Source organism: Brevundimonas sp. NPDC055812, from assembly GCF_053616535.1.
In genome coordinates this window covers 565039-579945 of sequence record NZ_JBSHDX010000001.1, presented here as the reverse complement: position 1 = coordinate 579945, position 14907 = coordinate 565039, and the positions used below count along the sequence as shown (strand labels likewise).

General features: G+C 70.5%; 12 protein-coding genes. 9 read left to right on the top strand and 3 right to left on the bottom strand.

Annotation, left to right across the window (positions count from 1 at the left end; all coding sequences use genetic code 11):
• Positions 1-100: 100 nt before the first annotated feature.
• Positions 101-1387, bottom strand: a complete 1287-nt coding sequence (locus tag ACWGL1_RS02715) for a YihY/virulence factor BrkB family protein (protein WP_452111104.1) — start codon at positions 1385-1387, stop codon at positions 101-103.
• A gap of 72 nt (positions 1388-1459) precedes the next feature.
• Here ACWGL1_RS02715 and prmC point away from each other — a divergent pair, with 72 nt between their 5' ends.
• The 8 genes from prmC (at position 1460) to ACWGL1_RS02675 (ending at position 8394) form a co-directional block, all read left to right on the top strand.
• Positions 1460-2368 (top strand): peptide chain release factor N(5)-glutamine methyltransferase, encoded by a 909-nt coding sequence (gene prmC / locus ACWGL1_RS02710; protein WP_452111103.1) that lies wholly within the window; start codon positions 1460-1462, stop codon positions 2366-2368.
• Positions 2369-2659: 291 nt separating this feature from the next.
• Entirely contained in the window at positions 2660-3592 is a 933-nt protein-coding gene (locus tag ACWGL1_RS02705; protein ID WP_452111102.1) for a DUF4167 domain-containing protein, read from the top strand.
• An 82-nt stretch (positions 3593-3674) separates the two neighbouring features.
• A complete protein-coding gene (locus ACWGL1_RS02700) occupies positions 3675-5036 on the top strand; it encodes a hybrid sensor histidine kinase/response regulator (protein ID WP_452111101.1) in 1362 nt (453 codons plus the stop codon).
• 112 nt (positions 5037-5148) lie between these two features.
• Positions 5149-5856, top strand: coding sequence for a DUF4893 domain-containing protein (locus tag ACWGL1_RS02695; RefSeq protein ID WP_338577087.1), 708 nt, complete (start codon positions 5149-5151; stop codon positions 5854-5856).
• A gap of 61 nt (positions 5857-5917) precedes the next feature.
• On the top strand, positions 5918-6655 hold the full coding sequence (locus ACWGL1_RS02690; protein ID WP_452111100.1) for a DUF4893 domain-containing protein: 738 nt from the start codon (positions 5918-5920) through the stop codon (positions 6653-6655).
• Positions 6656-6725: 70 nt separating this feature from the next.
• Positions 6726-7130 carry a hypothetical protein gene (locus ACWGL1_RS02685; protein WP_291782798.1) on the top strand — a complete coding sequence of 135 codons (405 nt, stop codon included), beginning with the start codon at positions 6726-6728 and terminating at the stop codon, positions 7128-7130.
• A 122-nt stretch (positions 7131-7252) separates the two neighbouring features.
• On the top strand, positions 7253-7765 hold the full coding sequence (locus ACWGL1_RS02680; protein ID WP_452111099.1) for a hypothetical protein: 513 nt from the start codon (positions 7253-7255) through the stop codon (positions 7763-7765).
• Positions 7766-7770: 5 nt separating this feature from the next.
• The gene (locus ACWGL1_RS02675; protein WP_452111098.1) at positions 7771-8394 is read left to right on the top strand and encodes an OmpA family protein; all 624 of its coding nucleotides are present in this window, start codon (positions 7771-7773) and stop codon (positions 8392-8394) included.
• A 9-nt stretch (positions 8395-8403) separates the two neighbouring features.
• Here the strand turns inward: ACWGL1_RS02675 and ACWGL1_RS02670 are convergent, their stop codons facing one another.
• Together ACWGL1_RS02670 and ACWGL1_RS02665 are read right to left on the bottom strand one after the other, a co-directional pair.
• A complete protein-coding gene (locus ACWGL1_RS02670) occupies positions 8404-10056 on the bottom strand; it encodes a serine hydrolase (protein ID WP_338577080.1) in 1653 nt (550 codons plus the stop codon).
• Positions 10057-10253: 197 nt separating this feature from the next.
• Complete coding sequence (locus tag ACWGL1_RS02665) at positions 10254-12230, bottom strand: BCCT family transporter (RefSeq protein ID WP_452111097.1); 1977 nt, start codon at positions 12228-12230, stop codon at positions 10254-10256.
• 88 nt (positions 12231-12318) lie between these two features.
• Here ACWGL1_RS02665 and clpB point away from each other — a divergent pair, with 88 nt between their 5' ends.
• Positions 12319-14904, top strand: coding sequence for an ATP-dependent chaperone ClpB (clpB, locus tag ACWGL1_RS02660; protein ID WP_452111096.1), 2586 nt, complete (start codon positions 12319-12321; stop codon positions 14902-14904).
• Positions 14905-14907 lie beyond the last annotated feature (3 nt).

Genomic DNA, 14907 nt, shown 5'->3' with positions numbered 1-14907 from the left:
GATCTCGTCTGAATTCACCCTGGGCCCTCGGGACAAGCCCGAGGGTGACGTCAAATGGAACCTTCAACGTGATTGGGCGGCGTGGTGATGTGCGACGGCTCTAAGGCTGCCTGTTCGGTGGTCGTCGGGAGCGCCGCCGCATCACCCGGTCGCCCAGCGCCTCGGCGTATTTCAGGGTGAAGGCCAGGGCGGCGGGATTGCCGCGCCGGGGGCCGACCGAATCGGCCATCACCGCCCCGCGCTCGCCGATCGGCAGGGGCGCGCCCGTGGTGGTGTCCAGCGCGGTCTGGTGCTCGATCTCGGCGTTCAGCCGCGCGCCCATCAGGATCACCTGCACCGAGAACCACGTCCACAGCAGGAAGCCCATGGCCGCCGCCAGCGGGCCGTAGGAATCGGTGCGCACGAAGGTGGTCAGGAACCAGCTGAACAGGAAGGACACCAGCAGGCTCAGGCTGGCCGCGAACAGGGCTCCCGGCGTCAGCCAGCGCCAGCGCGCCCGCGATCGGCTCGGCCCCAGCCGATAGATCAGGGCCAGCGCCCCGACATAGCCGAAGAACAGAAGCGGCCAGCGCAGCGGCGCCAGATAGGCCCACTCGTCCTGCAGGCCGAACACCGCCAGAACCACCGGCACGCCCACCACCAGGGCCGAGCTCAGCAGCACCGCCGCCATGGCCGAGACGGTGAAGCCCATGCACATCAGGTTGTAGACGACGATGTTGCGCCGCTCGACCTCGTGATAGGCGAGATTCAGTCCGTAAAAGAGGGTCTTGACCCCCCCGTTGGCCGCCCACAGCGTCAGCAGCAGGGTCCAGACCAGGGTGAAGGTCAGCTGGCCGGTCGAATTGCCCGCCAGCCGCGTCATCTCCGTCCCCAGGAACTGGGCGACATTGGCGGGCAGCACCTCATAGAGGAAGCTCAGCTGTCCCCAGGCGTCGGCGGGATCGGCGAACAGGCCGTAGATGGTGACGAAGGCGCCCAGCGTCGGGAACAGGGCCAGCAGCATGAAGAAGGTCACGCCTCCGGCGACGAAGCCGACGCGGTCGCCGAAATAGCCCATGACCGTGCGCCACAGGATATCGACCCAGCCCTTGTGCGGAATCTCCAGCGGGCGGCGCGCCAGGCGGCCCCGGCCGGGCTCGTCGGCGTCATAGTCCTCGGGCGTGGGATCGCGCGGGGGCAGGGGCTCGGGCCGCTCGGGCCGCAGCTCCAGGCCGAAGCGGTGGCCCTGGGTGTAGAGCAGGTGCGCCGCCGTCGCGCCCGTCGCCAGCCCGCCCGCGGCGGCGGCCAGATAGCGCAGCAGTCCGCCCGCCGCGCCGTGTGACCCCCGCGCAGCGCGACGTTTCCCGGCGCGCGAAGCGCGATGACTGGACTGTGGTTTCATCCCCATTCGCCCTTCAACGGCCACGCTGTCGGGCCGTTCCGTCTTGAAATCATGCGTTACAGACCCCAATCACCGGGAATGTCCGATCAGAACACCCAACCGACCCTGCTGACCGCCTGGAAAGGCGCCCAGGCCCGCCTGAAGGCCGCCGGCCTCGACAGCCCCTCCATCGACGCGCGCCTGATGCTTGAGGCGGCGACGGGGGCGGGCCGCGTCGATATCCTGAACGATCCCTATCGTGCGCTCAGCCCCGAGCAAACCCTGGCGCTGGACTCTATGGTGGACCGCCGCCTGCGCCGCGAGCCGGTGTCGCGCATCCTGGGGCGCAAGGGCTTCTGGAAGATCATGCTGAACGTCACCCCCGACGTGCTCAGCCCGCGCCCGGACACCGAGACGGTGGTGGACGTCATCGTCCGCGCCTTCCCGCCGAACTCGACCTTCGAGATGGCCGACCTGGGCACGGGTTCGGGCGCCATCCTGCTGGCCGCCCTGGCCGAGCGACGCGGCGCGCGCGGCGTCGGCACCGACATCTCGACCGAAGCCATCGCCGTGGCGCGCGAGAACGCGGCCAATCTGGACCTGAACAACCGCTGCACCTTCATGCGCACCGACTGGGCGGCGGGCTTCGCCGACGCCAGCTTCGACCTGGTGGTGTCCAATCCGCCCTATATCCCGACCGGCGACATCGCCGGCCTGGACCCCGAGGTGCGCGAGCACGACCCGCATCTGGCGCTGGACGGCGGCCCGGACGGGCTGCAGCCCTATCGCGACCTGGCGCCCGAGATCGCCCGCATCCTGCGTCCCGAAGGCGTCTTCGCCGTCGAGATCGGCTGGGATCAGGGCCAGGCGGTCAAGGCCCTGTTCGAGGCGGCGGGCTTCACCGACGTCAAGGTGGTTCAGGATCTGTCGAACCGCGACCGCGTCGTCACCAACGGCCCGGACCCGCGCGTCGGCCCCATCCCCGAGGTCGAAGGTCCCGTTCAATAAGTCTGCGGCGATAAAAACCCTTGGAAAGCGTCTCGCTGCGCGCTAAGTCCGTGGTGTTCCCCACTCAAACGCATCCTTTTCGGGCCGGTTCGCCTGAACAAGCGCGTCGGAGTTCAGTGACGGTCGCGCCCCTAAGACGGACGTGGCGGACCACGGGGAACGCACGGTTTTCCGAACAGATCGCACCGGGGATAGGCCCCGAACGAACGGAACGACGAACAGGGTCCCGCCCGTCTTCTTCGACGGCGGCCCGCACCAGCACGGTAAGCTCCGATGAGAGATTTCAAGGGCATGAAGCGTCAACGCGGACGCAACCGTAAGCCCGGCGGCGGCAATAACGCCAACGCGACCAATCCGAACCGTTCCTGGGACTCGCAAGGTCCCGAGAACATCAAGGTCCGGGGCAACGCCCAGACCGTCTATGAACGCTACATGCAGCTGGCGCGCGACGCCGCGGCCGCCGGCGACCGCGTTCTGGCCGAGAACTACACCCAGCACGCCGAACACTATTTCCGCGTCCTGCGCGCCCTTCAGCCGCAGCGCTCGGTCAGCGAGATCGCCCAGCGCGAACAGGCGGGCCAGGGCTTCGACATCGACTTCGAGGACGAGTCGGGCGCCCAGGCGGCGGCCATCATCGCCGCCCAACAGGCCGAGGAGCGCCGGGTCGAGGAAGAGGCTCGCCGTCAGGCCGAACGCGCCGAGCGCGAGGCCAACCGCGATCGCGAACCGCGCGAGCCCAGAGAAGCACGCGAACCGCGCGAACCGCGTGAAAACGGCGACGGCGACAACCGCGAGGGCGGCCGTCGCGAATCCCGCCGCGAGCGCTGGGAGCGCCGCCGCGAGGAGCGCAATCGCCGCTTCGAGAACGGCGAGTCCGACGACGCCTCCAGCGACGACGCCGCGACGGTCCAGGACGAGGGCCGTCCGTTCGGCGAGTCCGCTCCCGAAGCCGCCGCGCCTGCCGTCGCCGATCACGCAGCCGACGCGCCCTCGGCCGATGTCGTGCCCGACGCCGGCGATGAACCCGTCGCCAAGGCTCCGCGCACGCGTCGTCCGCGCGCCGCCGCCGCTGCTCCGGCCGCCGCCGATGACGCCGCTGCGGCCTTGCCGGGCTTCCTGACTCGCCCCACGGCGATCGAAGACGCCGCGCCGAGCGACGAAACGCCCGCCCCGCGCACCCGCCGTCCGCGCCGCAAGGCCGAGGCGGTCGCCGACGACGAATAGGGCGAGATCGCAACCTAAGCGGGTGCGTTCATATTAATGCAACCAGTTGCGCGTCACTCTCGAGCCATCGGGAGGACGTGTGATGGAATTCGTTCTACTGGCGGTCGCCCTCGGTCTGGCGACGGGGATCGCCGGCGTCAGGCTGTCGATCGGCGCCCACGGGCGCATAGGCGCGGCGCAGAGGCTGCATGACCGTCAGGCCGCCGTCGCCCGACGCCGCATCGTCGATCTGGAGGGCGCGGTGTGCGACGTCGAGGCGCGCCTGCTGCGGGCCCAGGCGGTCGAGGCCGCCGGCCGACGCACCCACGCCGCCCTGCTGAGCGCCGCCAGTCGCGAGATGCGCGGCCCCCTGGACGCCGTTCTCGGCTTCGCCGACCTGCTGCGGATCAACGCCGTCAACGACCCCCTCAGCCATCGCCAGGCCCAGGCCGTCGATCAGATTCGCGAGGCGGCGGTCCGGTTGCGGACCCTGGTCGAGGGCCTGACCGTCTTCGCCGGCGCCGCCTCTGCGGGTGCGGCGGCCTCCGAGCGTCTGGACCCTCTGCTGGTCGCGCGCCGCATCTGCCAGGCCCTGGCCGATCAGGCTCGAGCGGCGGGGGTCGACCTGCGCCCGCCGCCGTTCCAGGCCGGTCTGACCGTCCAGGCCGAGGCTCGCGCCCTCGACCAGGTGATGAGCGGTCTGATCGGCAACGCCGTCCAGCACAACCGGCCGGGCGGGACCGTCCTGATCGAGGGACGCCGCGTCGACCACGAGGTCTGGATCACCGTGCGCGACACGGGGCCGGGCCTGTCGCCCGGCCGGATCAAGTCTCTGTTCGACCCCTTCGTCCCGCGCCGGCGGCCCGTCGCCTCGACCGACGGCGCGGGCGTCGGCCTGGCCGCCGCGCGTCGTCTGGCGGCCGCCATGAACGGCGATCTGGCGGTCGAGAGCCGCGAGGGCGAGGGGGCCGCCTTCACCCTGCGTCTGCCCGCTGCGCCGCCCTCCGAGCCGCAGGCCGCCCCTCGTCCTCAGCTCCAGGCCGCCCCGCCCCTGCCGCGCCTGCCGAACGCCGTCCTGCTGTACATCGCCGAGGACCCGGCCGCCGTCGCCCTGATGCGTCGGCTGCTGCACGCCCTGGGTCCGATCCAGCTTCACGTCGCCGCCACCGCGCAGGAGGGGACGGATCTGGCGCGCGATCTGCAGCCCGACGCCGTGGTTCTCGACCTCGATCTGCACGGCGCCGAGGGATTGTCCGTCAAGACCGCCCTGGCCGAGGAACCCCTGACCCGCGACCTGCCTGTCCTGGCCTTGTCGGCGGCGGTCGACCCGGACTGGGTGGGCCGCGCCCAGGCGGCGGGCTTCGCCGAATACCTGACCAAGCCGGTCGCCCTATCCGAACTGGCGGGGGCTCTGGCGCGTCTTCTGACGCCCTCTTCCCCGCCCGAAACGGCGATGCGCGCCTGACGACCTCACGCGCTCGCGACGACGGGCGGGGTTGACGCCGCGCCTCATGGCGGCTTCCTAAGAGAAACGGGGCTTTCGATCCTCGTCGCGTGAGAAGACCGAGATGCCGCCTATGCCGAACCGACCTCTGACGCCCCTGTTCAAGGCTTGGGTCGGCCCGGCCCTGGCTGCGGCGGCCCTGGCGGCCTGCGCCACGACGCCGCCGCCTCCGCCGCCGCCCCCGGCGCCGCCGCCCGTTCCGCCGGCGCCCGAGGCGCCGGTCGGCGTCGTGCTGGACGACTGGCGCGGCGTCATCACCCCGGCCGACCGCGATCGTTACCAGCGCCGCGCCGCCGCCTGGACCCTGGCGCTGGAGCAGGCCCGGCGTCAGCCCGGCTCGGGCGACCTGACGGCCCTGGGCGCCTTGATCGATCCTGACGCCGGCCGTCCCGGCGTCGCCCCGCCGCCCGGCGCCTACCGCTGCCGCACCGTCAAGCTGGGGTCCCAGGGCGACGAGGGCGGCCTGGGCTATGTGGTCTACGGCTGGTTCGCCTGCCGCATCGAACAGACCCCGGCCGGGCTGAAGCTGGTCAAGCGCACGGGCTCCCAGCGTCCGGCGGGCCTGCTCTTCCCCGAGAACGACCGCGAGATGGTCTTCCTGGGCTCCATGGCCCTGGCGTCCGAACCGACCGCGCGCAGCTATGGCCAACGCCCGGAACGCGACATGGTCGGAGTGCTGGAGCGCGTCGGCGAGGCCCGCTGGCGCCTGGTCACGCCCTGGCCGGCGACGGAATCCAACCTCGATCTGCTGGAGCTGGTCCCCGCGACTCCCTCGCGCTGAACGGGCGCGCTGAACCGTCGCGGTTCCCGGCCGTTAGGAGGGGATGATGTTGGAGACTCCCATGCGCCTCGGACCCGCCTGCGCCGTCGTCATTCTCAGCGCCGCCGCCCTGACCGGCTGCGACCGCGCCGCCGCGCCCGATCGGCCGGCCTCGCCCGCGCCGGCCCCCGTCGAGGCGGCCCCTGAGGCTCCCGCTCCTGCGCCCGAGGCGCCGGCCGCGACCCAGCCTCCGGGCGAGCAGGGCGGGGGCGACGACTGGCGCGCGGTGGCCACGCCCGCCGACGCCAGCCTTCTGGGTCGTCTCGATCAGGCCTGGCGCCTGGCTCGGGCCGAGGCCGAGGAACGGGGCTTCGCCGATGAGGTGGAATCCCTCGGCGTCCTGGTCGACCCCAACGCCGGCCAGGCCGGCCGTCTTCAACCCCCGCCAGGCGACTACCGGTGCCGGACCATCAAGCTGGGCGCGCGCGATTCCGGCCAGGGCGGTTCAGGGGGGCTGGCCTACGTCGCCTATCCCGCCTTCCGCTGCCGCGTCGAACTGACGCCGGGCGGCGACCTGATCCTGGAGAAGACCACTGGCAGCCAGCGTACGCGCGGCCTGCTCTATCCCGACACCGACCGGCGCCTGGTCTACGTCGGCGCCCAGGCCTGGGGCGACGAGACCGGCTTCCCGGCCTACGGCGCTCAGGCCGAGCGTGACCAACTGGGCGTGTTCGAGCGCATCGGACCCCAGCGCTGGCGCCTGGTCATTCCCTTCCCCAAGCAGGAATCCAAGCTCGACATTCTGGAGCTGACGCGCTGATCGCGGCTTGACCGGGCGGGGCCGCGCCCGTCACCCTGCGCTTTCCTCGCCTTAATTCGGGAGCACGCGCATGCGCGGCGTCGGCCTCACGCTCGGATCCATCATCGCCATCGCCGTCGTCCTGGCGGTCGTGCTGATCGGCTTCCCGACCTACAACGTCTATACCAAGCAGATGGCCGGGCGCGCCGCCTATGAGGAGGCGGTGCAGAACCGCCGCATCCGCGTGCTGGAGGCCCAGGCCGCGCTGGACGCCGCCAAGTTGACCGCCCAGGCCGAGATCGAGCGCGCCAAGGGCGCCAATGAGGCCAACCGCATCATGGCCGAGGCCCTGGGCGGCCCCGAGGCCTATCTGCGCTGGTCCTACATCAACATGCTGCAAGAGACGGCCGGCAAGGAAGGCCGCCAGACCATCTACATCCCCACCGAGGCCGGGATGCCGATCCTCGAGGCGGGGCGGCGCCCGGCGACCCGTTAGGTCGAAGGCGACGGAACCGGGTGCGCCGCTCAGGCCTTCTGACGATCACGAACGATTGAAGGAAGGGATGTTTCATGAAGTTGCGGCCGTCAGTACGGGGCCTGCCCGTTCTTCTCGGACTCATGATGCCGGCTCTGGCGGCGTGTGGTCAGGGCCAGGCCGAGAAGGCCGAGGACGCGGCGCCGCCGCCCGCAGCCGCCGCGCCTGAAACGGCGCCGTCCCCGAAGGTCACGGCGTCTCCGGTTCCTCCTCCTCCGGCGGCGGCGCTCCGCTCCTCGCCAGGCCCTCGAGGGTCGACCGTGGACCTGACGCGGGTCCAGGTCACGGGCTCCATCCTGACGGTGGAGCTGCGCTACACCCCGCCGCCCGGCGAAGCGGTCTCCCAGTGGTTCTTCAACATCAGCGACGTCAGCGTCATCGACGACGCCACCTCGCAGCGCTACGGCGTGTTGCAGGACGAGGAGAAGAAGTGGATGGCCGCGCCGCTCTCAGGCGGGCGGATCGGCGTCAGCACCGGGCGGGACAAGCCGGCGATCATCTGGTTCAAATTCCCTGCGCCGCCCGCCGACAGCGCCACCATCTCCCTGAACATGCCCGATGTCAGTCCGTTTGACGGCGTGCCGGTGCAGCGGTGAGGCGAGTGCGCGTCGTCGCCGCGGCGACGGGGCTGGTCGCGGCTCTGGCCGCCTGTTCCGGCGAGCGGTCCGACGAGCCTGGCCCGTCGCCCGCCGCTGCGCCGACGCCCTCGCCGCAGGTTGAGGCGAACCCCGTCACGCCGCCGACGGCGGGGACCGGCGCCCAGAACGGCGCTCTGGGCGCCGGCGCTCGTCTGACGGGTCAGGTCAGCGGCCTCACCGGCCGGATCAGCGGCTTCGCCATGCGCCAGACCGAGACGCAGACCATTGTCGAACTGGCGTCCGACGTGCTGTTCGCCTTCGATTCCGCCCGGCTGACGGCGGAGGCGGAAGCGGCGCTGCGTCGCACGGCCGAACTGGCTGCTCAGGCGGGATCGGGCCGCATCACCGTGGTCGGCCATACCGATGCGGTCGGCGAGGACGCCTATAATCTCGCGCTTTCCAGGCGACGGGCCGAGGCGGTGGCGCAGTGGCTCGCGGCGTCGGGCGGCGTCCCGGCGGATCGCCTGCACGCCGAGGGCCGCGGCGAGGCCGAACCCGCAGCGCCCAATGCGACGACCGACGGCCAGGACGACCCCGAGGGCCGCGCCAGGAACCGCCGCGTCGTGGTCGCCATTCCGCGCGCCTGAGCCGCCGCCTCAGACCCGCGTCAGCCGCAGGTCCTGATAGTCGTAGCTGAAGTCGATGTCCGGCGAGACGCCCTTGACCGTGGCCGTCGCGGGCTTGGCCGTGGCGATGCTGAAGGTGACGAAGGCGTCTTCCTCGCGCTTGTCGGGGAAGCGGGTGCGGAAGGTCTCGCCGTCATAGGGCTCCAGCCAGCCCTGCAGCGCCGGGGTGTGGGTGAAGCGCAGCCACAGGCCGGACTTGCGGTTGCGGCCGCGCCCCTCGGTCTTCGGCTCGATGACGATGTCGCCGTACCAGGGATCGCGCCAGGTCCCGGCGTAGGCCTCCAGCGGCAGGGACGGGGCCGCGCCCGCCGCCTGTTTGGCGTCGATCTCGACGGCGGCCTTCAGCGACTTCTCGATCCCCTCGGCCTCGCGCTTTTTCGAATCCGCGATCCAGTCGACGTCGACCTTGTTCATGGCGATGTCGGACAGGCCCGAGCGCAGGGCGCGCAGCAGGAAGCTCTCCTCGGCGTTGGTGAAGACCGAGAATCCGATCTTGCGGCCGGGGATCAGCACCGTGGCCGAAATGCCGCCGGGCGAGCCGCCGCCGTGGGTCGCCAGCCGTTCGCCGCGATAGTCCTGCACCTGCAGCCCCATGGCGTAGGTCGAGGCCACGGCGCGGTTGGGCAGCTCCGCCGTCGGTCCGTTGGACGAGGAGACCACGATGTTGGGCTTGTACATCTCGCGCGCGGCGGCTTCGGAGAACAGGCGCGTCCCGTCGGCCAGCCTGCCTTCGTTCAGACGCACGGCGATCCATTTGGCCCAGTCGGTCGCGCTGGCGCAGATGCCCCCGGCCGCCGCCGCCGAATCCCAGTTCCACACCTCGACGATGGATTCGGCGATCTGGGTCATCGGCCCCTGATAGCGCAGGGGCGGCCCGACGCGGCCGTGCGGCAGGGCGGACTTCGCCGGATCGGCCAGGCGGGCCAGGGGCACGCTCTCGCTCATGCCGACCTTGTCGAAGATGCGGGTCTGGACGAAGTCCTCCCACGACAGGCCGGATGCCTTTTCGATCACCGCCCCCGCGACCACGAACATCAGGTTGCAGTAGTCGTAGTCCTCGCGGAAGCCGTCCTCGATCGGGACGAAGGCGGCCTGGGCCAGCACCTGCGCGCGCGTCCGGTCGCTGTTGGGCCAGAACAGCAGGTCGCCCGCGCCCAGGCCGAAACCGGCGCGGTGGCTCAGCGTATCGCGCACGGTGATCTGCTGGCTCACCAACGGGTCCGACAGGGTGAAGCCCGGCAGATAGGTGCGGATCGGCTCGTCCCACTTCACCTTGCCCTCGTCGACCAGGATGGCCAGGCAGGCGGCGGTGACGTTCTTGGAGTTCGACGCGATGGCGAACAGGGTGTGTTCGTCGGCCGGTTCGGCCTTGCCCTGGCGGCGCACGCCGTAGCCCTTGGCCAGCACCGTCTTGCCGTCACGGACCAGGGCCAGGGAGACGGCGGGCTGCTCCGGCCAGGCGGCCATGCAGCGCTGCACCCAGGCGTCGGCGGCGGCGGCGATCTCCTCGTCGGAGCGGGTATCGGCGCTGGTCTGGGCCCAGCCGGTCGCGGGCAGGGCCGCGCCCGTGGCGGCGACGGCGGAGGAAATCAACGCCGCGCGGCGCGACAGGCGGATGGACATCAAGGACGCTCCCGAAGACTGAACGGCGACGCTACCGCCGCCGCTTCGCCGGGCCAAGGGGCGCCCCCCATTCATCCCGCTCATCCCGGCGGATGCCGGGATCCAGTGCTTTGGCTTCAGGCGCGACGGTTCATACTGCGAACGCGGCTCTTACTGGGCCCCGGCGTCCGCCGGGGCGAGCGGAGATTTCACAGACCCTACGCCGCCAACCGCCACCTTTGCAGGTGCTCCAGCACGTCCGCCACGATCTGGGCGCGAGTGAAGCCGGTCACGTCGCGCGGGCGCGTGCCGTCGCCGGTCACGGCGCTGAGCCGCCATTCCAGGGCGCGGCGGCTTTCGGGCGCCTCCAGCGCGGTCAGGGCCGGGCGAGGCCGCGACCGGGCGCCCAGCCGATACAGGAAGTCCCGCCCGTTGGCGTGCTCGACCCTCAGCCAGACGCCGTTGTCGTCGCTCTGGACCTCGCTGTTCTCCAGACCCTCGGCGACCACTGCGGCGCGCACCTCTTCCAGCGCCGGGGCGCCGTGGCGGGCGATCTGGCGGTCGATGTCGCGGCGGCTGGCGGGGGCCAGGATGCGCTTGAGCTGCTCGCGCAAGGGCGCCGCCTCGGTCTCGACGGCCTCGCCCCTCAGGTCGGCGCCCATTTGCCGCGCCAGGCCGAAACAGGCCAGGATCATGATGACGGCGAAGGGCAGGGCCGCTACCAGGGTCGCCGCCTGCAGGGCGCCCAGACCCCCCGCGAGCAGCAGCAGGGCCGCCGCCAGCCCCTGCAGCACGCACCAGTAGATGCGCTGCCAGCGCGGCGTGTCCTCGGCCCCGCCCGACGCCAGGGTGTCGATCACCAGCGAGCCGGAATCCGCCGAAGTGACGAAGAAGACCGCCACCAGGGCGATGGCCAGGGTCGAGGTGATCGCCGCGCCCGGCAGATACTCCAGGAATCTGAACAGGGCGGTCGACAGATCGGCCTGGACCGCGTCGGAAATCGCCCCCGCCGCCTGGGCCATGTCGAAGCTCATGGCCGTATTGCCGAAGACCGTCATCCACAGGAAGGTGAAGCCCGACGGGACCAGCAGCACGCCGATCAGGAACTCCCGCACCGTGCGCCCGCGCGAGATGCGGGCGATGAACATGCCCACGAACGGCGACCAGGCGATCCACCAGGCCCAGTAGAACAGCGTCCAGTCCGCCATCCAGGCGCGCGGCTCATAGGCGTAGAGGGTGAAGGTGCGGACGAAGAAATGATCCAGATAGAGGCCGAAATTCTGCACATAGGCCCGCAGCAGGAACAGCGTCGGCCCCGTGATCAGCACGAACAGCATCAGGCAGACGGCCAGCAGCAGGTTCAGCTCCGACAGACGCCGAACCCCCTTGTCCACGCCCGACAGGACGGACAGGGTCGCCACGCCCATGACCACGACGATCAGGGCCACCTGCATGGTGACGCTGCTGGGCAGGCCGAAGACGTAGTTGAGGCCCGAGTTCATCTGGGCCACGCCCAGCCCCAGGGAGGTGGCGATGCCGAACAGGGTGCCGCAGATGGCGAAGATGTCGACCATGTCGCCGATCGGGCCGTTCACCCGCTTGCCCAGCAGGGGATAGAGGCTGGACCGCATGGTCAGGGGCAGCCCCTTCCGGTGCGCGAAATAGCCCAGGCTCAGCCCGACAACGGCGTAGATGGCCCAGGCGTGGACGCCCCAGTGGGTATAGGTGATGACCATGGCCTCGCGCGCGGCGTCGATGGTGCCGGGTTGGGCCTCGGGCGGGGCGATGTAGTGCTGCACCGGTTCGGCCACGGCGAAATACATCAGGCCGATGCCCATGCCCGCCGCGAACAGCATGGCCAGCCAGGAGACGTAGGGGAAGTCCGGCTCGGCGTCGTCCGGCCCCAGCTTCAGCCGCCCGGTCGGCCCCACGGCCAGCACGGTCGCGAACAGCAGGAACCCGGCCACGGAGGCGACGTAGAACCAGCCGAAGGTCTCGATCACCCAGGCCTGTGCGCGTCCGAACAGCAGGCCGGACGTGGCGGGCGCCAGCAGGGCGAGCAGCAGCAGTCCGCCTGCGATCGCGCTGGCCCCCCAGAAGACACGGGGGTTCATCTTGGTCGTCAGCATGGGCCGCAAGCGCACGGCGACGCTTATGGTTCCATAGCTGGGCCCCTTGCGTGTCTCATCGGCCACACCCACCTCGTTTGCGACAGCTCAAGGCGTCGCTTCCTGTAAGGGCGCATTGAGTCGACATCCGCCTCCCGAGGGGAAACCGAACGCCATGAATCTCGACCTCTATTCCGACCGCGCCAAACAGGCCGTCCAGTCCGCCCAGTCGCTGGCCCTCGCCCGCCGTCACCAGCAATTCGCGCCCGAACACCTGCTGAAGGTGCTGCTCGAGGAGCGCGACGGCCTGGCCCGCAAGCTGATCGATCAGGCAGGGGGCGACCCGGCCACCGCCGAAGCCGTCACCGAAGGCCTGCTGAAGAAGCGGCCCCAGGTCGAGGGCGGCTCGAGCCAGCTCTACCTCGACGGCGACCTGGCGCGCGTCTTCAACGCCGCCGAAGAGGCCGCCAAGAAGGCGGGCGACGCCTTCGTCACGACCGAACGCCTGCTGGCCGCTATCGCCAAGGAAGGCGGCGCCGCCGCCGAGGCGCTGAAGTCCGCCGGGGTCACGGCCAGGAAGCTGGACGACGCCGTCGCCGAAATCCGCAAGGGCAAGACCGCCGACAGCGCAGGCGCCGAGGACAGCTTCGACGCCCTGAAACGCTATGCCCGCGACCTGACCGAGGCCGCGCGCGACGGCAAGGTCGACCCCGTCATCGGCCGCGATGAAGAGATCCGCCGCACCATTCAGGTCCTGGCCCGCCGCACCAAGAACAACCCCGTCCTGATCGGCGAACCCGGCGTCGGCAAGACCGCCATCGTCGAAGGCCTCGCATTGAGGATCGTCAACGGCGACGTGCCCGAAAGCCTGAAGGACAAGAAGGTCCTGTCGCTGGACATGGGCGCGCTGATCGCCGGCGCCAAATACCGCGGCGAGTTCGAGGAACGCCTCAAGGCCGTCCTCAACGAGGTCGCCGCCGCCGAGGGCCAGATCGTCCTCTTCATCGACGAGATGCACACCCTGGTCGGCGCCGGAAAGACCGACGGCGCCATGGACGCCTCCAACCTGCTCAAGCCCGCCTTGGCGCGCGGCGAACTGCATTGCGTCGGCGCCACCACCCTGGATGAGTACCGCAAATACATCGAGAAGGACGCGGCCCTGGCCCGTCGCTTCCAGCCGGTCTTCGTCGAGGAGCCGTCGGTGGAGGACACCGTCTCCATCCTGCGCGGCCTGAAGGAGAAGTATGAGGTCCACCACGGGGTGCGCATCTCCGACAGCGCCATCGTCGCCGCCGCCACCCTGTCGAACCGCTACATCACCGACCGCTTCCTGCCGGACAAGGCCATCGACCTGATCGACGAGGCCGCCAGCCGCGTGCGCATGGCCGTCGACTCCAAGCCCGAGGCCCTGGACGAGATCGACCGCCGCCTGGTCCAGCTCAAGATCGAGCGCGAGGCGCTGAAGAAGGAGAGCGATCAGGCCTCTCAGCACCGTCTTGAGAAGCTGGAAGACGAGATCGACGACCTGCAGGGCCAGTCGGACGAGATGACCGCCCGCTGGAAGTCCGAGAAGGACAAGGTCGGCCAGGGCGCCCAGGTGCGCGAGACCCTGGACCGCCTGCGCCTCGAACTGGCCGCCGCCCAGCGCGCCGGCGACCTGGGCCGCGCGTCCGAGATCGCCTACGGCCAGATCCCCCAGCTGGAGAAGCAACTCGCGGATTCAGAGTCCCAGGCGGCGGTCGCCGCCCCGCTCACGCCCGAAGTCGTCGACGCCGAACAGATCGCCGCCGTGGTCAGCCGCTGGACCGGCGTGCCCGTCGACAAGATGCTGGAGGGCGAGCGCGAGAAGCTGCTCAAGATGGAGGACGAACTGGGCCGCCGCGTGGTCGGTCAGGACGAGGCCCTGGCCGCCGTCTCCGACGCCGTGCGCCGCGCTCGCGCCGGTCTGAACGACCCCAACAAGCCGCTGGGCAGCTTCCTCTTCCTCGGCCCCACGGGCGTCGGCAAGACCGAGCTGACCAAGGCCCTGGCCGGTTTCCTGTTCGACGACGACAACGCCATCACCCGCATCGACATGTCCGAATACATGGAGAAGCACTCGGTCAGCCGCCTGATCGGCGCCCCTCCGGGCTATGTCGGCTATGACGAGGGCGGAGCCCTGACCGAGGCGGTGCGTCGCCGCCCCTATCAGGTCGTCCTGTTCGACGAGGTCGAGAAGGCCCACCCCGACGTCTTCAACGTCCTGCTTCAGGTGCTGGACGACGGCCGCCTGACCGACGGTCAGGGCCGCACCATCGACTTCAAGAACACCCTGATCATCATGACCTCCAACCTGGGCAGCCAGTATCTGGCCGACCAGCCCGAGGGCGAGGACGTCGAGGCCGTCCGTCCGCTGGTCATGGAACAGGTCCGCGCCCACTTCCGGCCCGAGTTCCTGAACCGCATCGACGAGATCATCCTGTTCCACCGCCTCGGCCGCGAACAGATGGGCGGCATCGTCCGCATCCAGCTGGCGCGTCTGGAAAAGCTGATGGCCGACCGTCGCCTGACGCTGGCCCTGGACGACAGCGCCCTGACCTGGCTCGCCGACAAGGGCTACGACCCGGTGTACGGCGCTCGCCCCTTGAAGCGCGTCATCCAAAAGGAGCTGGTCGACCCGATGGCGAAGAAGCTGCTGGCCGGCGAGATCGAGGACGGGTCGGTTGTGGCCGTGTCAGCCGGCGCGGACGGGCTGGAGATCGGCAAGGCTAGGGTGCACTGAGGG